A 26,226-nucleotide genomic window follows, 5' to 3' on the forward strand; every position below is an offset into this window, starting at 1 on the left:
TGCCCTTCATTCTTCGTATCTGTTTGTTATCGGCATCCTTCTACCAGATCCAAATGCTTTAGGCGTTATCTTTATTCCTATCGGTGCTTGGTGTCTCTTATATTCATTATGGTCCACCTTCCGGATTACTTCGCTAACCATACCTTCATCAAATCCCATCTCAATTATCTCTTTTTTGCTTTTGTTCTCCTCGATATATGCATGTAATATCAGGTCTAATACTTCGTATGGTGGTAACGAATCAGAATCTTTTTGTCCTTCTTTTAATTCTGCAGAAGGTTCTTTAAGCAATATGCTTTTTGGAATAATCTCCTTTCCCTTGACCGCATTGATATATTTCGCAAGCTTATACACAGTCGTCTTTGGAACATCTGAGATTGCTGCTAAGCCTCCTGACATGTCTCCATATAAAGTACAATAACCAACTGCCAGCTCAGATTTGTTTCCAGTAGATAAAACCAAATACCCAAATTTGTTTGAAATCGCCATTAATATATTTCCACGAATCCTCGCCTGAATATTCTCTTCTGTTACGTCTGGTTCTGTGCCTTTGAATTCATCTGATAGTATTGCAGTGTATGCGTTAACAATGTCGATAATAGGAATGACTTTGTATTCTATACCAAGATTCTCAACCAATTTCTTTGCATCTTCTCTGCTGGACTGTGAGGAGATTGCGCTGGGCATCGAAACACCAACAACATTTTGCGCATCTAAAGCCTCTGTTGCTAAGGTAGCAGTCAATGCCGAGTCTATGCCACCACTTAAGCCAATAACAACCTTTTTAAACCCGTTCTTTTTCACATAATCTTTAATTCCCAACAATAAAGCACCATAAATCTCTTTTAGTTCATCTTCTTCCTCTGGAACTATTTCATTACCATCCAAATTTGTTATTACGAGATCTTCCTCAAAGTGTTTACTCTCTGCAATTAAAGTCCCTCCTCGATTGAAGGCATAGCTTCTGCCATCAAATACCAAGTCGTCTTGCCCTCCAACTAAATTGACATGTATGATTGGAATCTTATTCTCCTTCGATCTCTTCGCAATTAGATCCCTTCTCACTCTACTTCTACCGATATAAAAAGGAGAAGCGGAGATATTTACAATGAAGTCAGCACCTTTCTTCGTCTGTATCTCCGTAGGACCGTTATCAACCCATATATCCTCACAGATATTTATTCCCAGTTTAAGCTCATCCAGCTCAAAGACAAAATTCTCCTTAGAAGGCTTAAAATACCTCTGTTCATCGAATACATCATAATTTGGCAGATACGTCTTATGTTGTATGCCTATAAGTTTTCCATTTTTGATAAGAGCGGCAGCATTATGGATATTCTTATCAATCTCGTCAACAAAGCCTGTAATAACAGCAATATCTTCCGTTTTACTGATTATTTTCTCTAAAGCTTCTTTATTTGCCTTAATGAAAGAAGGTTTTAATAAGAGATCCTTTGGAGGGTAACCTGTGATTGCTAATTCCGGAAATACTACTAAATCCGCATCTCTTTCTCTCGCTTTTTTGATGTATTTTATAGTCTTTTCTGTATTGTTATCCAGATCCCCAACGGTTGCATTTATCTGTGCCAATGCTACTTTATAATTATATTTACTCATAAAAATTCTCTGAGCTGTGATATTGAATCTATGATTAGGTCAGGTTCGATCTCAGCCTCTTCAACCACACCCGCGCTATATTTACCGGTTTTGACTAATATCCCTTTCATTCCAAATCTCTTTGCACCTCTAATATCTGTAAATATATCATCCCCTATTATAGCAGTATCATACGGTCTGGTATCAAGCTTCCGTAATGCAAGCTCAAAGAACTCCTTAGCAACCATTCCTCACAACCTTTCACTCTCTCTTATAAAAAACTATTTAAGAACTTTGAAGAAATCTTCATAAAAATTATGAGATAATAGAAAATAATAAAAACTTGAAAAATGCTATTATAGTATATTCAGATCTTATAAGAAGAAATACAAACTATAAAAGACATCTCTGTTACTGTAGAAGGATTTATAGCCTGCATAACAATATCTTTTAGAGATATCCAATACCTGGTAACTCCACCTAGAAAATTACCTACAGAGTCTGGAGATAAATCTGTTGGAAGATCGGCGTATCCTCCTACTATCGGAAGACAAAAGAATATTATCAGTCCTGTTATAATTATAATGGGTAAAATTCTCATATTATCGATGAATATATATCCTTATACAGTCAAAGTTAATAATATCTCCAGTATGATAAATAATCGTGTTTTTATCATATTTAAATTTTTGGTCTTATAGTATATTTATCTTTTTAAGCTTCATCGAAGCTTTTAAATATAAATGATTGATATTTAATTATATTTAAACGCTACAAATCAAAATGAGGAGTACCATCAATGTCACATATTATACCCTTAGGTAATTCTTTAAAAGGAAGAGAGCGGATTAGATGGAGAAAAATAGAAGAGAATGCATTCGAGGGTGACAAAAATTATATACCTTTCCCATACGGAGTGAAAGAAGAGGAAGAGAGAGAATATTTTGTACTAGTAGAGGGAGACAAGGATATAGGAAGAGCATCTACTACAATAGATAGAGTTTGGATCAGAAAAAGAGGCGAAAATATCGGATTTATAGATGAATTTGCCATACTTCCCGATTATAAGAAAGAAGCGGACGTATTGATAAAACACTGTATATCCAATCTTAAAAACAAAAAAATGGATAAAATTTTTGTTAGAAGAAGTCCATTATTTCCAGGATTGCTATGCGACCCAAAAGAGCCGCCTGCATTTCTTATGCCTTATAACCCAAAATTTTACATAGACATTTTTTTGAAAGAAGGGTTTAAAGTAGAAAAAGAGTGGATAGAAACACGAATGAGACTACCAACTAGTTTAACAGATGATATTCCGCCTTTGTTTAACGATAGAAAAATCAAAAAATTATTTTTTAAATCCAAAAATCCAAATGATTTCCAAAATCATAAAGACGATGTTTTAAAAATATTAGCAAAAAAGAATGTCCCAGAATCAGTGATAAAGGATGTTTTAAAAGCTTATGAGTTCATTAAAAAGAACGATTCGTATTTTGTTAGGATAGATACTTTGAATATAGAAGAGATGAAAGAGTTAAGCAAGTTCGAACAAGATATCTTTTTAGGCATGGAACATTTTGGATACAATCCACGCGATTTTATGGGGACAGGAGATGTCACGTTCTCCAAAAAGATGCAGCTCAGATTTACAAATTATCTTCTAAAGATAAAAACAATCGCTTTAAGACGATCTGATAACACCCTAATAGGATATGTGACATATTTAGGAGATTTAGCCGCACCTATGTTAAAATTAAAGGAGAAAAAAGGATTTTTAAACTTTTTCCGTTTGTTAAAGTATGCAAGAAGCAACGATAGTTATATGGTCGGAGGGTTAGGGATAGATGAAGATATAAGGGGATTAGGTGCTGTTAGATCCCTATTTTCGGTGATTCTAAAGATAATGGCAGATGATGGGGTGAGAAGACTGACTACCGGTCCAACATTGGCAGATAACATTCCAGTCCAAAAGACCGTAGAGATAATTATAGATGCATATAATCTAGGTGCAGATAATATAAACTATGTTACTCTATCTTATGATCTGAAAGGATGATATATCTCATCTAGATTTTACTATTTTTTTATTATTCTTTCCGGCATCTTTTTTCTCTACAATATTACGAGCTTTTGTAGCATAATCCAGAATTTCTTTCTCTTCTAATTCATCCTTTTGATATAACGATTGTATTGATAAGATTAAAAAGAGTGTAAATATACTTCCAGCAAGTGTTATTATTACTATATCTAAGAGCAAATAAAAAGGCATAACCGGATTAGATAACATAAAGTTGGTATATCTGTTAAAATAGAGTACAATACTTAAGAGATAGATAAAGAACGAGCAAAAAAAGGAAATTATTAATAAAGATAGGTATATCATGCTACTATCATAGAGCATATCGTGAATTTTATCACCAAAGATCACAAAAAATGCTATCAGATATATAAAAAAACGATAGTTTTGAGCGATTGATGACGACAGGATGCTTCTGAGTAAGAAGAATAGAATAAGTATATTGAACAAGAGGGTTGTAATCTTCCGATGGTTTTTGTATAATAGACCAGTAAATAACGTTCCTCCAAGAGAGATAGCTAAAATACCGAAATCTATAAATCCTTCGCTTAAAGAGTAGAGAATACAACCAACCAGTGTTACTATAGAGCCATTATATAGACCCAAGAATAAAAACCATTCGTTATATATAAAGCCTCTTTCAATAAATTAATCGATCCTCCATAGCCAAAAAAAAGAGAATTCACGGATAAAATAGAAGATGATAAATAAAAAGAGGCAAAGCAATAAAGTCAGCAAGATGTTGATCAAGCGAACCTTCCTTATTTCTTATATCACATCCATAATCTAAACTATTTTTTCGATACCTCAGGTATTTACTTATATTGTATTTATTAATCGAATTAAACATATTTTTTTAACAAGATACTTAATGGTTCGATATCTTTATCATCTAAAGCTTTTAAGTTTGTAATAATTGCATCGGATAGCGAATTTTTACATTCACATTCAGTAGTTTTAAGATCAGGAATAATATCTTTTAATATTTTTTTAATCTTTGCCACGTTTAACCCGAGATTCTCTTCAACAAGACTTACACTTACCTCTTCTTTCTCTTTCCATACATCATAATCGGTCACCATTGTAAGCGATGTATAACATATCTCAGCCTCTCTAGCTAATTTTGCCTCAGGAATAGCCGTCATTCCTATCAGATCAAAACCTAATCGTCTATATATGTTAGATTCTGCTTTTGTAGAGAATTGAGGACCTTCTATACATACGTAAGTCCCACCTTTTTTAATAGTATAACCTTTTTTTATAGCCAGATCGTATATTGTCTGGGACAATCTTTTACAAAACGGGTCTGAAAAACTTATATGAGCCACGATATCTTCGAAGAACGTATTAACTCTATTTTTTGTCCTATCATAGATCTGATCTGGTATAACTATATCAAGAGGTTTTATATCTTCTCTCAAACTCCCAGCGGAACAGACACTTATGATATCTTCTACACCAAGTCTCTTGAATGCAAATATGTTAGCTCTATAATTAACCTTGGATGGAGAATAGATATGCCCTCTCCCATGACGAGAGATGAACGCTACCTTTTTATCTCCCACCCATCCAACAATGATAAAACTGGTAGGTTTACCAAATGGTGTATCTAGACTTATCTCTTGATTATCTTCGAGAATTTCCGGGTCATATACTCCACTGCCTCCAATAATGCCTATATCTACCTTTTCTACCTCTTCAATCATTATACTACCTTCTTCTCTTTTGTTTCTTTTAATATGTACATTCCATTATACTCTTTTATGATTCCTCTATATATAATTTCATTCAATACCTCATCCAACCTGCCCGGTTCGATCTGATATAAATCTTTCAAATCTTTTTTAATATCGGTCTTACTCCAATAATCCTTATCACCCTCTCTCATAATCCGTGATATTATATTTACCATATCCTCTATAAAATTCCATGGATAGATGATCCAAGCCCATTCGTCCAGGTATTCTGCATAAAAATCTATTTTTGCATTAGAGGTAAATAAAAACTGCAATACGGCTGTTTTTATATCTTTGGGATTGAGTTTTAAGATGTAATCTCTTGCACTCTCTATACTTTTGCCTGTATCGGTAATATCATCTATGATAAGAACATTTTTATCCTTAACCGCACGCTCATCCACAGTATATTTAACTATTGCTTCATCTTCCATTAACGCGGTTCCAACGTAATGTTCAATTTTTAAGCCAACCAAATCATGTAAACCGATAAAATCGCATAAGATTCTTCCTGGGATCCATCCTCCACGTGTGAGGGCTACCACTACATCTATCTTAAAATCTGAATCTTTTATCTTATTAGAGAGATTGCGGCATAGGTTGTATATATAATCCCAATTGGTCAAGACACATTTCATCTTTGTTTTAGTCATACTACAAAATTTGAGTTATCTTTTATATATCTTTATGGAATAGAATAATATAAATTTTATATGAGAAAGAAGAACAAAAAGAATAATAAAAAAAATTAGTTTAATTTATTTGCCTTGTAAAAGAATAGATAGCATAGCAGGTGTCATAGCAGGGCATATAGAGCAGCCTATGATTAAAGGCATGCAACATAGGTTTAATGCTGTTGCAGCTAAGTATCCAAAATCGCATATAGGGCAAGCGTCCGCATCTTTCAACATCCTTCCAATACTTTTCATATCTATCACCTCCTTTCGATATACATATCTTACTATCTTATAGGTTTATATATAAATTATATATAAATATTTGCTCAATACCATTTTAGAAAAACACCTTAACTATCTATCAAAAGACGATAAGACTTTTTGTGTCGTTGCTTTGCGTAAAATCACGCTAATCCTGAAATATTTTTCAAAATCAACCTTTAATTTACTTTTTATATAGGATAAAGACTCCTCCAACGATGAAAATTTTAATGGCCTATTTGATAATGCCCTTTTAACATTCTCTCTAACTTCCCATACGCCAACAGGGATATAATACTCATCACTGATCTCTCTAAAACATACTACCCGTGCTTTTTTTCCTTTATTCAGCATCTTATCCAATATAGGTAGCCTTGCCGCATAATATCCCCCGCCTTGCAGCCTTGCATACGTCTTCCTCCCTTTTTCTGGGTCATATTCGCTCGTAATGATTATATCCCCAAAGGACCAGACGCTTCCTGGCATCCAACACTCGATATTCTCAAACTCAAACGGGCCAGGCATGAACAAGATCTCAAAATGGTTTCCAAGATACGTATTACTGAAGACTAAAAATTCGTCGATGGATGGAAGATATCTCACTTCTTCCTTGATTTTAGTCGCAATTATGTCATCTACAGCAGTTATAGCCCACCTTGTTGGAACAAACCTTCTTTTCTTTCTGATACCTATCGTACCAGCAGAAAAAATTTTTGTCAAGTAATATTCATCGTACCCTCTCGTATAGAGAAAATATAATCCGTTAACCGTATTCAAATCCGTATCATAGTATATCTTTTCGACATCAGCCGGTATAGATATATTACTCTCCAATGAGAATTTTTTAATAGTAGCAGACGGCGGTAAGGGTTCGCTTATCGGATCAAAAAAAAGGTTTAATCTTGGTTTTTTTAGAAATTCTGCCTCCATATATACCGGTATTGTCGATAAAGTCAATTCTTGAATATTTTTTAAATTATAATCGGGATTTTTCGCCAGATCTGCATGAGTTATGCTCTCTGAACGTACCAATGAAGTTCTATACTCGATAAGATTATCCAGAGATAAACCATACCATTCTGCCGGATAATCCAGAACATGGAACTCCTTGTTATTCTTGTATGATTTCAGAGAGATCATAGGTCCTAATCTTATTTTAGGATAACCCACCCATCCTACAAAAATACCGGGCGGGCTAAAATTATGAATTTCTTTCGATAATAAGTCTGTAATAGAATTACTAATCAGTTTTTTATCTAATATTGGGCACTTTCTTCTTCCACATTGCAGACAGATCCCTTTTCTTTCAGAGTAATATCTTTCGTTATATATCTGCAAAAATCTACTCAATTTTAAATTATTTTGCATAAAAACCTCTTTATTGAAGGGTTAAAGGATTTATTATTTTTAAGAGATGTATTATTTAAATATATTTAGATTACGTATTGATACATAAAATGTGTTAATAATTCAAAGTAAATAAAGTCTAAGCTAGTGTTTATTTAAATTTTATTTGAGAATCGAAAAATTTAAATCTAAACATCATACCAAAGACTATAAATATAAAAATTTATATAATAGATATGATATCTAGGAATAAGAAATAGTAACTGGATAAAGAAGAATGCCCGGGTGGTGTAGTGGCCTATCATGCGGCCCTGTCGAGGCCGCGACTTGGGTTCAAATCCCGACCTGGGCGTTTTTTGGCTGAGGTATCTTTGATGGTCTCTGTTAAATCTGTTGGAAGTTCGTTGAAAAGGCGAGATTTATTAGCATGGAGAAAGGTTGTAGATAAGTCATTTGCTGGAAATGAGAACTATATTTTTTTTTCTCCTTTTCTTAGAGAGGGTGAAGAGAGAGAGTTTTTGTTTTTGATGGACGGGGATAAAGAAGTAGGCAAGGCATGTGCAACCTTTGATAAGGTTTGGGTTGAGAAAAAAAAAGAGAATATCGGATTCATAGATGATTTTTTGTTGATACCGGAGTATAAAGACCATGCAAAGTTGCTCATAGACCAATGCTTAGCAATCCTCAAAGATAAAGGTTTAGATGGGGTATATTTACGAAATAACGGATTTCCTGCTTTGCTTGCCGAAGGATACGAGCATTTACCACCTACACAGTTGCCATACAATCCGCCATCGTACATCGATCTCTTTACAGATTACGGATTTGAGAAGAGGGCTGAATGGAGTAACATGCGGATTAAGTTGCCTTTATTGAGTAATGAAGATATTGAATCGGGTAAGAAGAGATTAGAAGATGCTAATATCAAGATAACCCTTTTGAATCTAAAGAATAAAAAGGCTGTGAAGGAATATAGCGACCTGTTAAACCGTATATTCATAACACATTTTGGTTTTAATCCTAGAGAATTCATTTCTTCATATAATACGGTTAAAAAACGTGTTTTATCAAGATTTTCAGCACATTTAACCAGGCTGAAGATATACGTAGGATACAAGGAGGATAGAATGATACTTTATTTCTCTTTTTTCTCCGATATGAATCAATATTACAAATCTTTACGCGATGAAGGGAAAAACCCTGTTGGTTTTGGTTCTTTTTTAAGATTGATATTCAAAGGTCCTACAGGTGTAAATAGAGCAAGAATTGGTAGTTTAGGTATAGATGAAGATTTTAGGGGTATAGGTCTGATATCTGATATAATAGGGTATGGACTCGGGCTAATAGCAAAAGAAGGATATAAAGAGGCCGATACTGGGATTGTATCCGCAGAAAATATGCCTGTGTTCAAGATAATAGAGAAGATATCCAGAGAGTGGGAAGTAAAAGATATTACGCCGATGAAGTATTATACGCTTGCTTACATGTTCTCTTAATTACTTGTAATCTCTATCATTCTTTTTATAGGTATAACTGCCTTACTCGCAATATTTTTGTCTATTGTTACGTTGATGATCTCCGTTTTTAATGCTCTTTCGATCTTGTCCAAGGTATGGATCTTCATAGACGGACATACAGAAAATTTTGATATCATGTAGAACTCTTTATCAGGCATTTCCCTTTTTAAACGATGAATAAGTCCTATCTCTGTGCCTATCAAGAACTCTTCTTTATTTGACCTCTTACAATATCGTATTATACCACTTGTCGACGCAATAACATCGGCTTTTTTCTGGATATCCTCGGTACACTCAGGATGTACGACTATCTCGGCATTAGGATGCTTTTTAACTGCGGTCGATAGATCATTGATCGTGATTTGATAATGTGTAGAACAAAAACCATATCTAGGCACGGGTATTATCTCTTTTGATGTTTTATTTGCAACATAACGTGCTAGATTTATATCTGGACCAAACAAAACTTTATCAGAGTCCATTGAATCTACAATCTCCGGTGCATTTGAAGAAGTACATATAGCATCGGCGTATATCTTATGTTTTGCAAGGGTATTAATGTATAAGACAACCTTGGCATCAGGGTACAGTTTTTTATAATCCAATAATGAGTCTGTATCAAGCATCTGTGCAAGTGAGCAGGTTGCAATATCAGGAACCAAAACTTTTTTACTTGGATTTAAAATAGCAATGGTCTCTGCCATAAAATCTACACCACAAAACAGGATCAAGTCCGCATCTACCTTCGATGCCTTTAAAGCAAGTTCTAACGAATCACCGACAAAATCTGCGATATCTTGTATCTCTGGCCTGACGTAATTATGTGCAAGGATTATAGCATTTTTCTCTTTTTTAAGATCTTTTATCCTCATTTTATACTCATCTTCATTTTATAATCAGATTTGTTTATAATTTAATCTTTTAAATTTAACATTGTTCTATAAACATGGAAAGAGTTTACCATTATATTTAAATATTGTCTTGCAACAAGTAAATGATATGATGTTATATTATGGAGTGATTTAAATTGGTTAAATATAGTATATCATTAAAACAGGCATTGAAGTTTTTGGGATACAGTATCGTTCCAATAGTTATAGGTATCGCATTTTTAGTTTTCGGGCTAGTCCCGATCATAATCAACTTTTTCCTTGCACAAGGAGATATTTTATCTATATTAAGCGCTCCTGGGTTTGGATGGAAAATTCTGTGGACGGTCATAGGAGTTGCAATATTGATCTTGGGCATAGTCGCCGCGCTCTTTAAATTATTACCGGAGGTCATCAAAAAAGAAGAATAAACAAATATTGGAGTATTAATAAATTTAAATTTCATAAATTTTTAAATCTTAATTTTAAAGATGAAGTGGTATATAAAGGAGAAAACATTGGTTATAGAGGGAGATTTTGAAGCTTTAAGCTCTGGGCTTGATGGTGGTAGAAGTAGCGTTAAATTCATTTTGAACTCCACCGTTCATAATGAGTTTAATGCAGAAGATCACCTAAAATATCTTGAAAATAGGTTAAATATCAGATATCCGTATTTTTCTCTTCTGACTGCAGTTGATATGCGATACCTCGTCTTTATCAAGATGCAGGACTTATATACATTTGTGACTGCTGGGATTAAGAATCCTGTCCATTTTAATTTTGGAACGATCAACATCATTATAATATCAAAAAGACCTTTATCAGAGGGAGCATTGGTAAATTGCGTTATCACGGCAACGGAGGCAAAAACCTTCACTTTATTTGAATGTGGATTTAATTTTAGCGGAACTTCCACAGATGCTGTAATTGTAGCTTATGAAAAGTCAGACAAGGAAAAGATCGAATTTTCTGGTCCATATACTAAATTTGGAGAAGAGGTCGTTATATCCGTCAGAGAGGGTATTAGAAGATCTTTAAAAATGCAAAAGGCATAATATGATATGTGTTTTTGCATACTCGTGATACGGTTCATCTCCCAAATCAGAGGTATCAAGCTGAAGATTGATACGAACGACTTGGATAGTAGCATAATATAGATTACATCATTAACCGAAATGTCTATTTTAGTAATCCTCTAATTTCAACTATTTTTGATAATAATAAAAATGAGAAACTTTAAAAGGAACATAATTCTTTTGATCTATCCATGAATGATTTCCGGATGGAATGCTCTTCTACATCACCTCCAGACCGTTGAACTCGATATGTCGAATACCTCTGCTATGACAAAGGTTGATATCCTCTTCTTTACCACGTCTGCAATGATCGGGAGTGATCCTTTGCTTTATAACCTGTAGGATATACCAATATCATCCCTATCTATTTCAGATAGATTATTAATGATGTTTTACTTCAAGATATACTCTACCAAAAATTATATATATTATAATAAATAAGATTTAAATATGAAGAATCCAAACGAGGAGTTTGTAGATGTAGGTTATCATTACCAGTTGACATTGAATCATATAATAGAACATGCATCAAAGCTTCATCCTAAAGAATATGTCGTTTATAGAGATATCCGTAAGGAGACTTATAAAGAAGCGTATGAGAGATGTAAGAGACTTTCAAATGCTCTAGAAGGATTGGGTGTCAAAAGAGGTACAAAGATAATAGTATTCGAATGGAACTCAGACAGGTATCTTGAGATGTACTTTGCGATACCATCTATGGGGGCTATACTACATATGGGCAATCCTCTCTTGACTCCGGCACAGATAAGTTATATCATAAACCATGCCGGTGATGAGGTGCTTATATTAAACAAAGACATCTTACCTCTTATAGAGGGTATAAAAGATAAGATAAAGACGGTAAAAAGTTACATACTAATTACGGATGATGGAGAGATTCCGGATACGAAACTAAGACCGATATACGAGTATGAAGACCTATTAAAGTCTTCCTCGTCTAGTTACCAGTATCCTGAATTGGATGAAAATACCGTCGCAACGTTGGGTTACACCACAGGCACAACCGGTGATCCAAAAGGTTGCTGGTTCACTCATCGTGCTTTATCTCTTCACTCAATTATCTGGGCCGGTTATTCTTCCGGGCATGGTCTTACGCCTGCGCCATACGGAGCGACACTATGTATTGTTCCTATGTTTCATGCTCATGCATGGTGTATACCCTTTATGAGTACTCTTTTTGGCGCAAGACAACTGATGATCGGTAGGACAGATCCAACGATGGTATTAAATATGATAAAGAGAGAGAGGGAGGAATTACCGGATCGACCTATCACAATATTCGGTGTTGCATCGGTGCTAAGATTTTTAATTTATCATCCAGACATAGAGAAATATAAAGAATATCTAAAGAACGTTAAATATCTTGTTGGCGGAACGGCATTTCCCAGAGGTCTTGCAGAACGGTGTATAGAGTTAGGAATGGATCCGTATTCCGGATGGGGTATGACTGAGACTTGTCCTATCATGGGCATATCATTATTAAAATCACATATGAGAGATTGGCCGGATAATAAGATTCTAGATTTTAAATTGAGGACAGGATGGGCTGCACCATTCGAAGAACAGAGGGTTGTCGATGAAAATGGAAGAGATGTGCCGAGAGACAATAAGACGATAGGCGAGATAATATTAAGATCGCCTTGGTGTACTTTAGGATACTACAAGGATTTAGAAAAATCTAAAGAGCTTTGGAGGGATGGATGGTTGCATTCAGGGGATTTAGCAGTGATCGATGAGGAGGAAAACCCGTTAATAGTGGATAGAGAAAAAGATGTTGTCAAGAGCGGTGGAGAGTGGATATCTACACTGACCTTAGAAAATCTACTTAGTAAATACCCAAAAGTATTGGAGGTTGCTGTTATAGGAGTCCCTCACAAAAAATATGAAGAGAGACCTATAGCCCTCGTAGTACCTAAGAGCGAGTTTAAAGATGATATAATGGAAGATGAGTTGAGAAAACATCTTGAGAGTTATGTAGAGAACGGAGAGATATTGAAATGGTGGATTCCTGAACGATTTGTCTTTGTAAACGAGATACCAAAGACAAGTGTAGGTAAATTCGATAAAAAACTGCTCAGACCAAGGTACAAGGATATATTATCAGAATAGATAAGATTTTGATATTTATTATAAATATTAAAGGGATAGATTTATATATAAAAGAAATATATATAATTCCTTTGCAGTGGACTAGCCCGGGTGGCTCGACGTCATCTGTAACCCGAAACCGTCGATATGCGGGGGGCGAAGCCTTAGGAAGGTTTTTCTGCCTTCAGAGTAGCTTTGAAAGGCTGCTGTAGATGTCTTGTTCCATGTGGTCGCCGGTGATATAGGATATATCGGAAGGTATATTCCATATTCTTTATCGTGCAGACCGGTTCAGGCCCGGAAGGGAGCAGACTTAGCACGAACGTACGACGCTCATGGAGTGGCAGGACGGAGGCGGTTTTCAAAAGCACCTGGAGGTTAAGATTTTCCGACCGATGGCGTGTCCACTGCAAATTTATAGATCTAAAAAATCTCTTTGATCCTCTTACATACTTCTTCTGGGGATGTTGATATAACCGGCTCATTTAATAACATCCTTAGATAATTTGCGTCGTTCATATAGTATCTCTGCATGTTAGATCTCGCAATGATACGTATGTTAGTCGAAAAGTACTCTTTATCTTTAAAATCACTCATAATACCCGAATATATAGACATATTAAAGCTATCTCGGCCTTCTGTATTGTAAAATTTTAAAACTTTTGAAACTCCTGTTGCAATATCCATAATCTCTTTATCGGATAAGGATATATAATCAGGGGAATTTGTAACTCCGATTATCTCGAAATGTCCTCTTGGAGCGAATGGAGTAATCCATTCTACGGATCCTGTCTTGCCAATATACCTTTCATCTCTATCCATCTCTACGTTGATAATATCTTTCCAATACGAAGATCCATTAACAGAAAAATACTTTTTACTATTATCCAGCAACAATCGATGATAATTTGAGACGAAAGGATCTATAAGCGGTTGAATATGTGGATGCAATATGCTGCTACCGGCAGGAGGCAAATAATTCCAATTGATCGTACAGTATTTTGCAGTTTTATCGTTTTTATAGACGTTTTCTGCAAATATCTTACAAGCGATTAGAGCTTCCTTTATAAGTCCAGCATTAAACTTTTCTAGCGATATAAAATGTTCTTTAAATGCACAAACTCCGCTGTATTTACCGTAAGGAAATATGTTTGGGAATAATATAACGCTTCCTTCCTTTATTCTTCCATCTTCCACGATCTCCTGTTTAAATTTTGGTGTATCTCTCTCAATGTTCTCCTCACAAAAAAAACACCCTCTACTCTCTTCGATGATATCTGAAAAATCTTCTGTCCTCTGGAGCTCTATCCCTGTTTCAGGGACTATACGAGACGTTTCTCCAGTAAGAGGATCTTTTCTCACTTCAAAACATACCGAACTCTCTGAAAAATTGTTCATCGGATCTAAAAATACAGATTCGATGCTCTCTTTTGTAAATAGAATAGTCATATTAAGACCTCCTTTTATCTTTTATTACCAATGTTATAGAGCGACTCTATTAATATTAAAAAGAGCCGTCTCCATAAACGGTTGTTATTGTATTGTGGTATATAAATAAATCAATAGACCAAATTTAAACATACGCTCAAGAATGTTTTAAAACTTCTGTTATAGTAAATTTGTAATATTTAAAGAATTCGTTCTAATAAATAATAGTAATTTATATATATTAGATTAAATAAAATAATATAATATGAGTGAAAATCAAATAAATGTTGGAGAGATATTAGGTAATTTGATGGGTAGTTTAGCCGATACGGCAGCACCGATAGTTCTTGGAATTACAAAATCGATATTATCACCAGAATTTATAAAATCTATCGTAAAAATGATTCCTGAGCTTCTTAATACTGCCATTGATGCACTTTCTTCTATAAATTTAGGAGAGATTATATCATCGCTTGCCGGTGCGCTTCTGCCATTGCTTATGAGATTATTAGATCCCATATTAAGCTTTATTGGACCAATAATCGAGACTTTGCTTGATAAGCTCAGTCCCGTACTAAACTTCATAAGCCCATTATTAGAGATGGCTGGTCCGATTGTCGAATCTTTAAGCAAGATATTGGGACCGATAATCGATGTTCTGATAAAAGCATTGAATTCTTTACTCGGCATGTTTTCTCCGTCTATATCATAAAACTTATTTAATAAGTTTTATATTATTTAATACGAAAGTTTATATTTAATATAATAATTAATATTTATATAAGAAAGGGGAAAAGATGATAGAAATGAGTGAAAAAACATCTAAAAAAGGGTTTATGGACGGATTGGTCGGTGGACTGGTAAGGCTGATCGGTCCACCAGCGGTAGATATAATAAAGTTTTCAATGAAGTCTGTAAGCGAAGAAGATATTTCAGCCGTTTCAGAACTTGTAAATAACGTTCTTGATGTTGTGAGTGATAAACCAGATATGGTACTCGGGACTTTATCCAATTTAGATACAAAATCAATTGTAAAAATGATAGAAAATACCACTGCAGCGCTTGGTAACAATCCGGAGATTATTTCAAATATGGTCTCTGGAATCATGTCAGAACTTGATATCTCTAAGTTGATTAAATCTTCAATACCATTGGTAACCGGTTTAATAGGTCCTGTGCTGGATCTGGTAGTTCCTGTCGTTGATAAAATCTTAGATATGTTGAATTCTCTACTACAATCATTATCACCGTATATAGAATATCTGTCTTCCATGTTAAATCCAATTATAGAGGCGATATCTCCATTTATAAATCCGATAATATCAAAAGTGATGGATATCGTTAATTCTCTTATGGCATCTATTAGATAAACATATTAAAACCTTAAACACAACGGTAGCCAGTACTTTTTATACAAGTGGGGGTCGTTTAAAAGGTATCTAAAATCACTTTAGATGATATTATTAAAATATTTACGTATAAATCATAAAAATCGATAAAGATAAAAGAATACAGAAGATCGCAACGAGTAACGAAAAAAGTAACCAAAAATCCCGGGAAGATGCCCCGATTGTCTTTTTAAAACCCTCTTTATCTTTCAAATAGTTTACTAATGTGACGATGATAATTGCTGCAATAAAAAAAGTCATCAGAATGACGGAAAATAATAACGGAAGATCTTCAAATAGATTCATAGATACACCTTTTTAACAAAATATTTTAAAATTTATATATCCTTATGCAAGTTTAACCTGAATTATATTTTAAATAATCAACAAAGTTATTCAAAACTCTTCTTTACATTAATACATTAAAATCTTGTTTAAACTTATTCATTAAGTATCTATTTTATTATCTATGTAATAATGATACCTATGGGAAATAATGTAAAAAGACGGATCAATCCGACTATCGAGTATAGCTCCATCCATCTAATTTTTAATGGTCTCTCTATCAAAGATTTGTTTACATAAGATAATAATAAGACAGATAATGCAGATAAGATAAGATATACTGAAAAGATAAAGTATGTAAAATACGTATACCTAAAGGTTGAGAATGCAGCATAGTATGTTATAATAAAGATAGCACTTAACAGAATCATAAGAGAGATCGTTTTTTGGATCTTAAGGTTTTTATTCAGATTGATACTGGTAAAAGTATTCTTTATACCATATATAGCATCCTTATCTCTATCGACGATGCCGCCGTTAATAAATACAAGAAGGCTGGTAAATCCAAAAAGGAGCAATATCGGTCCTACGTATCCTACCATTAAGAGTGGTGCTGTACCCAAACAAAAATTAGAGATCATATCTACAATTTTTGTATTTTTAAAAAATTTAGAATAGAGCACCACCATCGATACAGATATAGATGCTATTACAAATTGAAAAAGACCTATGATAGCGGTAATAAGAAGCGATACAGTGCATAAAAATATAGACGACCTGAGCAGGATCCTTACATCTTTAGGATTTTTATATGTAAACTTCCAATGTTTGCCTGAATTAAAGTCCAGATCTCTATCTATAATATCGTTGAACATAAATGCAGATATGAAGATAAACCCCATACTGAGCGCGGATAATATTATCTCCGGAGAGGATAACGTGCTTAATGTTATACCAGATAGTAGAGTTATAACAAATCCTGTCATGAAAGATTCATAATAATACATCCAAAGAGCAAATGGTCTTGCCGACAAAGGGATCGATGTCATAGTAGTTTAAGTATTGATTAACGTTACCGATCAATCAATGATGCGAGCATCTGTAATAAACGAGATGTTTGATCTATTGGAAAAGCCAACTCATTGATTACTCCTTCTATTATGCCTATCAATCCATAAAATAGACGATCAATAGGATTGTAGATATCTGTTTTATCTATGAGGGTACCAGCAACTACCATCATAACACCCGTCAGTCCTTCAACCAACGCTTTTCCAACCATATTGCCAACGTTCGATTCACCACCAAACGTGTCTGGATGATCTATAGCAAATTTTGCACTCCATATAGCATTGTTTAATATTTTTGTCATATATCTCTCTATGTTGGGAGAATTTCTATGGTAGATTCTTGCTTTAGGATTGTAAACAATATTACCACCGGATTTTGCTATCCTATACATCATATCCATATCCTCAAATAATATATATTCAGGATTAAAACCACCGAGATTTTTTATTGTATCTTTTTTGAGCAGGACGTTTCGCGTTTGATGTGCATAATCGATCTTTACTCCGTTAATCTCTACAAATGCCGGATTGTGTTCTTTAATATCGGATAAAACACCGTCACCAAATATTCCTGCAGAACCCCCTACAACATCTATAGTCTTGTCCGACAAGACAGATTTTTCAAGCTCATATAACCATTTATAATCGGTTATACAATCAGAATCGGTCATTGCCACATATTCAAATGACGATCTATTTATAATCTCGTTCCTTCCTACAGCGATATTACCTTCTTTTTGTATGAGGAAGAATGGTATTTCAAAATACTCGTAATAAGCAATCGTCTCTTCTATCGCCTCTTTTGTCCCATCGGTCGAAAAAGCATCTACTATCACTATTTCATCAGGCAATCTTAATTGGTGTAATATACTACCGATTGTATCGACTATACCTTTATCGTTCTTAACAGTGATACCCACAGAGATACCAATACTTGATAGATTTGTTCTTTTCATAATCTTTCCCGGAAATCTTCAAAAAAGGATCGAGTACCACATATATAAATATATATGATTAATATTTGTATTAATATTTATATCTTTTTTACAAAATCCTTTAATACATTCTTGACAAAATCATCATCGATACCGCTCCGTACTATTCTTTTATCAACCAGATCAACGATGGTGGAAGGAATACCGGATACAGTGCCTCCATCTATATATGGGATATCGAGCATAATTTGATCTATACTATTAGGAGGATTTTCACCCGAAATATTTGCGCTTGTAGAAGTAATAGGAGAGCCAAACTTTTTGATAAGATCGTAAGCGATCGGGTGTTGTGGTAATCTGATACCTACCTTATCTGAACCGCCTGTAATATAATCTGGAACGGATTTTTTCTTCTTTAATATGACAGTAACCGGTCTGGATAAAAGAATACGCAGTATATCTCTGTTGGGTATAAAAGCAAAATTCTCTATCGTATCAAAATCCACTACAGCGATAGATAACGGTTTATCAAATGGCCTTTTTTTAATCTCATATATCTTTTTTACAGCATTTTTAGAATAAATATCACATCCCAAACCATAAACAGTCTCAGTAGGATAAACTACAATTTTTTTACGTTTTAACGAATTTATTGCATCTTCAATAGTTACAGAAATCTTCATGCAAATACCTTTTTTAGCTAAAAACGATCATTTTCTTTTTATGTTAACAACATCTCCTAATGTAAGGTCTCTTTTGACATTATCGATCTTATGCGTATGAACATCCTTTATTGGCTCCGTTAATTTTATTTTAAACAATCTCTCAAGCTTTTCTCTGATTTTATCATCTAAACTAATATCCCCTTTTTCTATCTTTTTAATAATACTCTCCTTTTCATTGATCTTTTTAGCTAGATCTTTTTGATCCCAGCATCTTTTTTCTCTCTCTCTTCTTATTATCTCATAATATCCCGAAACGAGCTCTTCTTTTAGATCAATAACATTTTTTGTCGTTTTTTGAACTAAAGGTCTCCTATTTTCTCTATCTTTTTTAATAAACACTTTTTTACCAAATTTAGAACATTTTGGACAGACATTCATGATCGTGCCATTTATCTCGATGGTTGTTGCCTCCCCTTTTATATTCTCTCCACAAATTTCACATTCCATAATCTATACTCCAAAAAGAATATATACGATAATCACTAAAATAGTTTATGGGTATGATAAAAGATGGAATACAATACTGATGATGAATTCAAAAAATACTTGATGGATCGTATAAATCAACTGGAAGATAAAAATTTAAAATTAAAGAGGCTGTGTGAGAAGTTAGAAGAAGAAAAGAGATCTTTTGAAAATTATAGATTACAATATGAGAGAGAGAATAGAAGATTGAGAAATGAACTTGAAAGGATGCATATGCCTCCTTTACTTTTAGGAACGGTATTGGACATATTGGATGATGATAGGGTCATAATAAAGAGTAGTGCAGGTCCTCGGTTCATGGTAAACGCACCAAAATCTTTTGATAAGAATTTAACGGCAGGAGATAATGTAGTATTAAATCAACAAACTTCTGCAATTGTAGATATTATTCCAATGCCTAAAGATCCATCTGTTTGTGGTATGGAGGTGATTAATGCTCCTGATGTAAGTTTTAATGATATAGGCGGATTAAAAGATCAGATAAAGGCTATAAAAGAGACCGTAGAATTACCGTTAAAACGGCCTGATCTATTCAATAGTATTGGTATAAATCCGCCTAGTGGTGTTTTGTTATATGGACCACCTGGAACAGGCAAAACAATGCTTGCCAAGTCGGTAGCTAACTCAACAGATGCTGTTTTTATACGAGTAATTGGATCTGAGTTGGTCCAAAAATACATTGGAGAAGGTGCCAGGATGGTTAGAGAACTCTTCCAGTTAGCTCGAGAAAAAGCTCCAACGATTCTCTTTATAGATGAGATCGATGCTATAGCGTCTAAACGGTATGATACCACGTCTGGAGATAGAGAAGTACAGAGGACATTGATGCAGCTTCTCGCAGAGATAGATGGCTTCGATGCAAGGGGAAACGTGAAGATATTAGCAGCAACCAACCGGATAGATATGCTGGATGATGCGTTGCTCAGACCAGGTAGATTTGATAGGCTGATAGAGGTGCCTTTACCAACTTTGGAAGGTAGGATCGATATATTAAAGATCCATACAAAGAATATGCCTATTGCGAAAGATGTAGATTTAAGAGAGATCGCTCGGCTCTCTGAAGGATCGACAGGTGCGGATATTAAGGCGATAACCACTGAAGCAGGAATGAACGCTATAAGAAACGAGAAAAAGATTGTATCAATGACCGACTTTTTAATAGCGGTTGAAACTGTCTTACGTGGGGGATCGCATTACTCGTACAAGAAGTCGCAATTTGGAAGTATATATGTATGATATCAAACATAAGTAAATCTTAAAATGGTTTTTACTATTGATATATTAGCCTCCGAAAGTATGGGGGCACGATCTATGTCTACTTTTTTAAAATCAACCAATTTATCGATGATTATAGATCCTGGGGTAGAATTAGCTCCTAAAAGATTTAATCTTCCTCCACACCAGATTGAAATAAATAAGAAAGAAGAATTATGGCTTAAAATAGAGAAATATCTTAAAAAAAGTGATCTTGTAGCCATAACACATTACCATTATGATCATTACAACCCTTTAGCAACCGATCTTTTAAAAGAAAAAACCCTCTTTATGAAAGATTACAATATATACATCAACAAAAACCAGAAAAATAGGGCAGATATATTATTAAAAAACATTTCAAGAATAAATAAAAGTGAAAAACCGTCTATTATCATAGCGGATGGAAAAGAGTTAGATCTTGAAGATATACACATCTGTTTTTCGAGTCCTGTCTTTCACGGAGTTAATGCACGGCTTGGGTATGTAATTCAAGTCTTTGTCTCTGATGGAGAGAAAGGTTTTTTATTTACAAGCGATGTTGAAGGTCCATCGACAGACGAACAGGTGAAATTCGTAATTGAAAAATCTCCAGATATTCTCTTTGTAGATGGTCCTATGACTTATCTTTTGGGTAGATCCTACTCGTATCTCGCATTGGAAAGGTCTATTGAAAATTTAGAAAATATAATGAGCGATACAAACGTCAAAGAGATAATTATAGATCACCATTTTATGAGAGATTTAAAGTATAGAGATAAGATAGAGAGATTATACGATTATTCGGAAGATCTGGGAGTTAAGATATTATCCGCTGCTGAGTTTATGAGAGAAGAGAATAATCTGCTCGAGGCGAGAAGAAAGGAATTATATGCAAGAGACAGATATGCATAGTAAGGATAGCAGAATAAATAAAAATGGTAAAAAACCTGAACCAATCCGATATTATTAAAATTACTGAATTTTAAATCGCATTTTTTTCTAAAAGATCAAGCTCGTAGTTTATAATAACTATACATTGATCCGCCTGCAATGATAAAGTTGGTATCGCTACAATATTTTCCGTGTTATTTAATACAATTTTCTCGTTATCATCATTTAATCCTAAATGGTCTCCTGTGATAAAAAGAATATCATTTTTCTCCTTTTTGATGAAATCTCTTATATCTTTCCCGTCTTCCCGTAGATAAGCTATAGTATTATATTTTTTCTCTTTACAGATATCTTTTAGCAAATCGGATAGATCTTTTCTCGATACGAATATACCAGGGGTACTCATGACCCACCCGTCAGTATATCGAATGCGTAATGCTTTGTTGATTAAGCCACCAATGCTTCTTTCATCAGGTCTCATCCCTCGAACGTATCTTCCTGATATTTTTATAGTTTTAGGATCGTTAGGATTGCCTAATAGCAGTAAATAAACCTCGACATCTCTTCTTATACCATGAGAGATAAATAGCGATTGGGCAACAAACCTGCATAATATATCCATTCGTCCGTTGCCAGGAAGATCGTTAAGATTGAACGGCTTGCCTACTGCGTTGTTACCAATAATCAAGAACCCTCTCATTATTCACCTTTTATGAATCATTGAAAAAGGTTATTTTATAAAATATCGTATCAGATTCTTATATAAATTTTATTAATTGTTATCATGATTTAATAAGAATAAGTTTGATATATTAAAAAGTTTTATATACTATGTTGTTAACGTTAATTTTATTATGGATTTCGAATTTGATGAAGACCAAAAATTGTTTAGAGATAGCCTGAGAGAATTTTTGCAGAAAGAGATTGCACCAATAGCAGATGACATGGATAAAAAAGGGGCTTTGACAAGAGAAGAGGCGCTGGGTATCATGAGAAAATTAAGACAAGTAGGTATCGGTTATGATATGGAATGTATAACCGAGCTTTTCGGTGATATGATAATGTATGGAATTGTAGCTGAAGAAGTATCGAGAGTATGGGCGTCTCTTCTTCCACTATTTGGAATGACTGCATTACCTGGGATATTGGTTAATTTTGCTACAGATGACGTCAAAGATAAATGGATACCAAGGATGGAGAGAGGCGAGTTTATAGGATGTTTTGGTGAGTCTGAGCCTGCTCATGGCTGCGATACGTCTGGAATAGAGACAACTGCTGTGCAGAAAGGGGATAAATATGTTATAAATGGGAACAAGACATGGATAAGTAACGCCACTATAGAAGATATGACCCTCGTAGGAGCAAAAGTTGATGGAGAGGCGACATTTATACTAGTAGACAAAGAAGAGTCACCATACGGATCAAGTTTGTTACATAAGATCGGATGGAACGCAGATCCAACAGGAGAACTATTCTTTGAAGATTGTGAGACTCCTGTTGATAATGAGATGAACAACCTGTTCGGCAATGCTATGAGTAGCGGAGTACTTGCAGAATTTGGTGAAAAGATGGAAGGATTCGTTAACATGTTTACCAAAATGGCTCCTGCAACGGCTCTTTTAACCCCAGCAAGAGCTGGTATGGCTTTAGGTGCTGTTGGAATTGCAGAGGCGGCATTGGAAGCAGCTAAGAAATACGCTAAAGAGAGGATACAATTTGGCAAGCAAATAGGTAGGTTCCAGCTAATACAGGAGATGCTTTACGAGATACAAGTTTTTGTCGATACGGCAAGGTTGCTCGGTTATAATGCGATATATGCTATTCAGAGAGGGCTTCCTGAAGCCAGACGTCTTTCTGCCGAGGCAAAAGTCTATGCATGTCATGGATCCGTAAAAGCCACGTATCTAGCATCGCAGATTCATGGTGGGATGGGTTTATCTACAGAGATGCCTTTAGAGAGATACTTTAGAGATGCAAGAATGATGACCGTTCCAGACGGGACTAACGAGATAATGAAATTAATAACAGGTTACGAGATGTTAGGAAAAGGATTCTCAGCGTACGTTTAAATATTTTATCCATACTCTAATCCCATTTTTATTTTTTTAATCATCTTTTATCCTATCTTTTTATTATAAAATCATAAGTCAAGATCGTTTACGAGAATTTAAATCTAGAAAAACATCTTCGAATCCGAGAGATTTAAATTTTTTTAATATAACCTCTTTATATCGAATAATACCACTAAAATACTCATTACGTGCCTCAATCCGTGCTGTTTTTCCTGGATTTCGTACTCTAACATCTTCAAACCCCAACATCTTCAAGAAACCTTCTGCTTCTTCTATCATAGAGATTCTCTCTTTATAAATCTCCTCGCCAAAAGGTATCCTTGATGCCAGACAGGCAGAAGATGGTTTATCCCATAAAGGCAGCCCGATCATTCTTGAGATTTCTCTTATATCTTCTTTGTTTATACCGACATCGAGATACGGGTGCCAAATTCCTTCTTCGTTAGAAGCTATCACTCCTGGCCGATAATCATTTAAATCGGATAGATTAACACCATCTGCTATATGTCTTATCCCCTTTTCGATCGCTATCTTTTTCAAGAGTCGGGATGATACTTTTTTACAGATATAACACCGTTTTATCGTATTTTTAATGAAATTTTCATCGTTTAGAATCGGGAGTTCTTCTACTCTGTAATCGATAAGATTTTTTTTTAAAAATGCTCTTGCCATCTCTCGTTCGGATCTTGATATTAAATCCGAATCAAAAAAGACGCATATGACATTACTATAACCTAAAACATCTTTTGCAACCTTAGCCAATAAACTACTATCAACCCCACCAGAGAAAGATATTAGAAGTTTTTTTCTATATCTAATCTCCTCTTCAAGTCTATCAAGTTTATTTTTGATGATATCGGCCCTTATAATCATATTTACACGACATCTTATTATCCATATCTGTACTATTCAGGTAGCATACAGATTGGTTTTCGCTAATTTAGCATATATATACATTATTTATAGATTCGTTGATTAAAAATTTTATATCTATCTTACTCTCTTCGTACATTACATCATCCAGTCTTGCCGAAGTAGCAGGACTTTTAGGAACGATCTTGCATTCTAAACTGGGTGATATAGAGATATCGTAAGTACCTATCTTTTTGGCGATCTCTATAATTTCTATCTTATTCATTCCTATCAAAGGACGTATTATCTGTTTTTCAACCGTCTGGTTTAAGATACAAAGGTTATGTAACGTTTGAGATGCCACCTGCCCGATAGATTCCCCTGTAACTATACCGTTAGCCTTCTCTCTATCTGCGATATCTTCCGCAATTCTCAACATCATTCTCTTGCATAAGATGCAACGAAGACTCTCTTTACAATTTTTTGCCAAAAATTTTAAATTTTTACCATTTGGAATTATGTATGCTTTGATATTTCTTTTAAAAGATTTATTGAGATGGTTTATTATTTTTTTATATTTTTGTAAGCTCTCTTGATCGATAAAAGGAGAATTATCAAAATGGATTGTAATGACATCTACATATTTATCTAATAAGAGATAGGTAGCCACAGGAGAATCGATTCCATCCGACATCAAAGAGACAACTCGTGAAAACGGTTTTTCATCCAATAAATCATATCTTTTATCCATAGGGTTGATATTAAAGAATTTTTTAAATCTATCTAGATAATCCTTTTTTAACCCAATTAGTGGTTGATATATCGGGATTTTATATCTTTTCTCATTTTTCTGCGATGGTATTTTAATATCACCTGTCACAATACCCAGAATTTTTTTAGTTTTTAAATCCTCGATGGTACTTGATTTAATATCTGGTTTAAATTCTCTTAAAACCTTTAATAGATCATCCGATTTGTTGAAATCTTTATCGATTATCGCCCAGATATTACAACCTCTCTTGATCATCATCCAACAGGCTAGTAAATCCAACTCTGAAGATAAACAACCCAATACAGAGCCCTCGACTCCTTCTGGTAATCCACCGACTCCTTTAATTATGTCATCAAAAAGATAACAATCTCTATCTCTGATCTCTATGAATATCTCTTTTTCAGGATTTTCTAAATCAACAGATAAAAAAGGATAGTTTTCTTGAATTATAGCACCCATTTGTCGGGCTACATCCTGTGAAGTAAAATTGTGATCTCCTATTCTTTTAACCCTTAAAGCAAATGTCTTTTCATCTTTCAACGATCTCTCGACAAATTCTAAGAGGTTATCTTTAAGATCGTCCAAGGTGCATGGATAACATAAAGAGAAAGAATGTATGCCTGGTATCTTTCCTAACTTGGATGATATATCCTCTCCAGAATATACCCAAATTCTACCTCTTTCGCGGCGAATATTACAAGATTTAATACGGCTCTTTATGCTCTTTACCAGCTGATCTTCCCACTTTTTCCTAACATAGTCAGATTTTAATGCCAACTCATCATATCTGATTAGATAAAGAGTCGGTTTACCCATTTTTA

28 protein-coding genes, 1 tRNA gene, 1 other RNA gene and 1 pseudogene are annotated in these 26,226 nt (G+C 34.4%); 14 read left to right on the forward strand and 17 right to left on the reverse strand.

Features of this window, described 5'->3' with window-relative positions; all coding sequences use genetic code 11:
• Positions 1 to 6: 6 nt before the first annotated feature.
• From LPC15_RS04060 to LPC15_RS04070, 3 genes are all read right to left on the reverse strand, one after another.
• Positions 7 to 1,617 (reverse strand): NAD+ synthase, encoded by a 1,611-nt coding sequence (locus LPC15_RS04060; protein ID WP_229234104.1) that lies wholly within the window; start codon positions 1,615 to 1,617, stop codon positions 7 to 9.
• A complete protein-coding gene (locus tag LPC15_RS04065; RefSeq protein ID WP_229234105.1) occupies positions 1,614 to 1,844 on the reverse strand; it encodes an HAD hydrolase-like protein in 231 nt (76 codons plus the stop codon). Before LPC15_RS04065 ends, LPC15_RS04060 begins: the two co-directional genes overlap by 4 nt.
• A 119-nt stretch (positions 1,845 to 1,963) precedes the next feature.
• The gene (locus tag LPC15_RS04070) at positions 1,964 to 2,197 is read right to left on the reverse strand and encodes a hypothetical protein (protein WP_229234106.1); all 234 of its coding nucleotides are present in this window, start codon (positions 2,195 to 2,197) and stop codon (positions 1,964 to 1,966) included.
• 198 nt (positions 2,198 to 2,395) lie between these two features.
• On the opposite strand from LPC15_RS04070, the gene LPC15_RS04075 reads away from it, so the two are divergent.
• Complete coding sequence (locus tag LPC15_RS04075; protein ID WP_229234107.1) at positions 2,396 to 3,652, forward strand: hypothetical protein; 1,257 nt, start codon at positions 2,396 to 2,398, stop codon at positions 3,650 to 3,652.
• A gap of 6 nt (positions 3,653 to 3,658) precedes the next feature.
• Here LPC15_RS04075 and LPC15_RS04080 read toward each other — a convergent pair whose 3' ends face one another.
• Entirely contained in the window at positions 3,659 to 3,865 is a 207-nt protein-coding gene (locus LPC15_RS04080; protein WP_229234108.1) for a hypothetical protein, read from the reverse strand.
• A gap of 217 nt (positions 3,866 to 4,082) precedes the next feature.
• On the opposite strand from LPC15_RS04080, the gene LPC15_RS04085 reads away from it, so the two are divergent.
• On the forward strand, positions 4,083 to 4,232 hold the full coding sequence (locus LPC15_RS04085) for a hypothetical protein (protein ID WP_229234109.1): 150 nt from the start codon (positions 4,083 to 4,085) through the stop codon (positions 4,230 to 4,232).
• Between the two features lie 283 nt (positions 4,233 to 4,515).
• On the opposite strand, the gene mtnP is transcribed toward LPC15_RS04085, so the two are convergent.
• The 4 genes from mtnP to LPC15_RS04105 form a co-directional block, all read right to left on the reverse strand.
• A complete protein-coding gene (gene mtnP / locus LPC15_RS04090) occupies positions 4,516 to 5,379 on the reverse strand; it encodes an S-methyl-5'-thioadenosine phosphorylase (RefSeq protein WP_229234110.1) in 864 nt (287 codons plus the stop codon).
• Positions 5,379 to 6,062 (reverse strand): phosphoribosyltransferase, encoded by a 684-nt coding sequence (locus tag LPC15_RS04095; RefSeq protein WP_229234111.1) that lies wholly within the window; start codon positions 6,060 to 6,062, stop codon positions 5,379 to 5,381. The genes mtnP and LPC15_RS04095 overlap by 1 nt, the downstream gene beginning before the upstream one ends.
• A 105-nt stretch (positions 6,063 to 6,167) precedes the next feature.
• Entirely contained in the window at positions 6,168 to 6,338 is a 171-nt protein-coding gene (locus LPC15_RS04100; protein WP_229234112.1) for a hypothetical protein, read from the reverse strand.
• Positions 6,339 to 6,440: 102 nt separating this feature from the next.
• On the reverse strand, positions 6,441 to 7,715 hold the full coding sequence (locus LPC15_RS04105) for an Nre family DNA repair protein (protein WP_229234113.1): 1,275 nt from the start codon (positions 7,713 to 7,715) through the stop codon (positions 6,441 to 6,443).
• A gap of 258 nt (positions 7,716 to 7,973) precedes the next feature.
• Between LPC15_RS04105 and LPC15_RS04110 the strand changes: the two genes are divergently transcribed.
• Both LPC15_RS04110 and LPC15_RS04115 read left to right on the forward strand, forming a co-directional pair.
• Positions 7,974 to 8,046 (forward strand) — tRNA-Asp (locus LPC15_RS04110).
• Positions 8,047 to 8,068: 22 nt separating this feature from the next.
• Entirely contained in the window at positions 8,069 to 9,190 is a 1,122-nt protein-coding gene (locus LPC15_RS04115; RefSeq protein WP_229234114.1) for a hypothetical protein, read from the forward strand.
• Here the strand turns inward: LPC15_RS04115 and nadA are convergent.
• A pseudogene (nadA, locus tag LPC15_RS04120) lies at positions 9,187 to 10,092 on the reverse strand (quinolinate synthase NadA); the annotation flags it as partial. The gene LPC15_RS04115 and the pseudogene nadA overlap by 4 nt on opposite strands.
• A gap of 146 nt (positions 10,093 to 10,238) precedes the next feature.
• Between nadA and LPC15_RS04125 the strand changes: the two are divergent.
• From LPC15_RS04125 to ffs, 5 genes are all read left to right on the forward strand, one after another.
• The gene (locus tag LPC15_RS04125; RefSeq protein ID WP_229234116.1) at positions 10,239 to 10,511 is read left to right on the forward strand and encodes a hypothetical protein; all 273 of its coding nucleotides are present in this window, start codon (positions 10,239 to 10,241) and stop codon (positions 10,509 to 10,511) included.
• 60 nt (positions 10,512 to 10,571) lie between these two features.
• Positions 10,572 to 11,135: an adenosylcobinamide amidohydrolase gene (locus tag LPC15_RS04130; RefSeq protein ID WP_229234117.1), complete on the forward strand. Its 564-nt coding sequence runs from the start codon at positions 10,572 to 10,574 to the stop codon at positions 11,133 to 11,135.
• A 216-nt stretch (positions 11,136 to 11,351) separates the two neighbouring features.
• Entirely contained in the window at positions 11,352 to 11,498 is a 147-nt protein-coding gene (locus tag LPC15_RS04135) for a hypothetical protein (protein WP_229234118.1), read from the forward strand.
• Between the two features lie 108 nt (positions 11,499 to 11,606).
• Positions 11,607 to 13,286 carry a long-chain-fatty-acid--CoA ligase gene (locus LPC15_RS04140; RefSeq protein ID WP_229234119.1) on the forward strand — a complete coding sequence of 560 codons (1,680 nt, stop codon included), beginning with the start codon at positions 11,607 to 11,609 and terminating at the stop codon, positions 13,284 to 13,286.
• Positions 13,287 to 13,360: 74 nt separating this feature from the next.
• An RNA gene (gene ffs / locus LPC15_RS04145) (signal recognition particle sRNA) lies at positions 13,361 to 13,675 on the forward strand.
• 13 nt (positions 13,676 to 13,688) lie between these two features.
• Here ffs and LPC15_RS04150 read toward each other — a convergent pair.
• Complete coding sequence (locus tag LPC15_RS04150) at positions 13,689 to 14,714, reverse strand: hypothetical protein (protein ID WP_229234120.1); 1,026 nt, start codon at positions 14,712 to 14,714, stop codon at positions 13,689 to 13,691.
• A gap of 244 nt (positions 14,715 to 14,958) precedes the next feature.
• Here LPC15_RS04150 and LPC15_RS04155 point away from each other — a divergent pair, with 244 nt between their 5' ends.
• Together LPC15_RS04155 and LPC15_RS04160 are read left to right on the forward strand one after the other, a co-directional pair.
• Positions 14,959 to 15,405 carry a hypothetical protein gene (locus LPC15_RS04155; RefSeq protein WP_229234121.1) on the forward strand — a complete coding sequence of 149 codons (447 nt, stop codon included), beginning with the start codon at positions 14,959 to 14,961 and terminating at the stop codon, positions 15,403 to 15,405.
• 94 nt (positions 15,406 to 15,499) lie between these two features.
• On the forward strand, positions 15,500 to 16,063 hold the full coding sequence (locus tag LPC15_RS04160; protein WP_229234122.1) for an HET-C-related protein: 564 nt from the start codon (positions 15,500 to 15,502) through the stop codon (positions 16,061 to 16,063).
• A gap of 485 nt (positions 16,064 to 16,548) precedes the next feature.
• Here LPC15_RS04160 and LPC15_RS04165 read toward each other — a convergent pair whose 3' ends face one another.
• From LPC15_RS04165 to LPC15_RS04180, 4 genes are all read right to left on the reverse strand, one after another.
• Entirely contained in the window at positions 16,549 to 17,415 is an 867-nt protein-coding gene (locus LPC15_RS04165; protein ID WP_229234123.1) for a UbiA family prenyltransferase, read from the reverse strand.
• Positions 17,416 to 17,438: 23 nt separating this feature from the next.
• Positions 17,439 to 18,392: a glycosyltransferase gene (locus LPC15_RS04170; protein WP_229234124.1), complete on the reverse strand. Its 954-nt coding sequence runs from the start codon at positions 18,390 to 18,392 to the stop codon at positions 17,439 to 17,441.
• Between the two features lie 77 nt (positions 18,393 to 18,469).
• The gene (locus LPC15_RS04175) at positions 18,470 to 19,054 is read right to left on the reverse strand and encodes an L-threonylcarbamoyladenylate synthase (RefSeq protein ID WP_229234125.1); all 585 of its coding nucleotides are present in this window, start codon (positions 19,052 to 19,054) and stop codon (positions 18,470 to 18,472) included.
• A gap of 27 nt (positions 19,055 to 19,081) precedes the next feature.
• Positions 19,082 to 19,543: a multiprotein bridging factor aMBF1 gene (locus tag LPC15_RS04180; RefSeq protein ID WP_229234126.1), complete on the reverse strand. Its 462-nt coding sequence runs from the start codon at positions 19,541 to 19,543 to the stop codon at positions 19,082 to 19,084.
• A 63-nt stretch (positions 19,544 to 19,606) separates the two neighbouring features.
• Here LPC15_RS04180 and LPC15_RS04185 point away from each other — a divergent pair, with 63 nt between their 5' ends.
• Complete coding sequence (locus LPC15_RS04185; RefSeq protein WP_229234127.1) at positions 19,607 to 20,818, forward strand: proteasome-activating nucleotidase; 1,212 nt, start codon at positions 19,607 to 19,609, stop codon at positions 20,816 to 20,818.
• A 24-nt stretch (positions 20,819 to 20,842) separates the two neighbouring features.
• Complete coding sequence (locus LPC15_RS04190) at positions 20,843 to 21,730, forward strand: MBL fold metallo-hydrolase (RefSeq protein ID WP_267496926.1); 888 nt, start codon at positions 20,843 to 20,845, stop codon at positions 21,728 to 21,730.
• Between the two features lie 70 nt (positions 21,731 to 21,800).
• Here LPC15_RS04190 and trmY read toward each other — a convergent pair whose 3' ends face one another.
• Positions 21,801 to 22,409, reverse strand: a complete 609-nt coding sequence (gene trmY, locus LPC15_RS04195) for a tRNA (pseudouridine(54)-N(1))-methyltransferase TrmY (protein ID WP_229234129.1) — start codon at positions 22,407 to 22,409, stop codon at positions 21,801 to 21,803.
• A 154-nt stretch (positions 22,410 to 22,563) separates the two neighbouring features.
• On the opposite strand from trmY, the gene LPC15_RS04200 reads away from it, so the two are divergent.
• Positions 22,564 to 23,778, forward strand: coding sequence for an acyl-CoA dehydrogenase family protein (locus tag LPC15_RS04200; protein ID WP_229234130.1), 1,215 nt, complete (start codon positions 22,564 to 22,566; stop codon positions 23,776 to 23,778).
• 78 nt (positions 23,779 to 23,856) lie between these two features.
• On the opposite strand, the gene larE is transcribed toward LPC15_RS04200, so the two are convergent.
• Positions 23,857 to 24,654: an ATP-dependent sacrificial sulfur transferase LarE gene (larE, locus tag LPC15_RS04205; RefSeq protein WP_229234131.1), complete on the reverse strand. Its 798-nt coding sequence runs from the start codon at positions 24,652 to 24,654 to the stop codon at positions 23,857 to 23,859.
• Between the two features lie 67 nt (positions 24,655 to 24,721).
• Entirely contained in the window at positions 24,722 to 26,221 is a 1,500-nt protein-coding gene (locus LPC15_RS04210; protein ID WP_229234132.1) for a tRNA sulfurtransferase, read from the reverse strand.
• Positions 26,222 to 26,226 lie beyond the last annotated feature (5 nt).

Source organism: Candidatus Methanoliparum sp. LAM-1, assembly GCF_020885915.1.
GTDB lineage: Archaea > Halobacteriota > Methanoliparia > Methanoliparales > Methanoliparaceae > Methanoliparum > Methanoliparum thermophilum.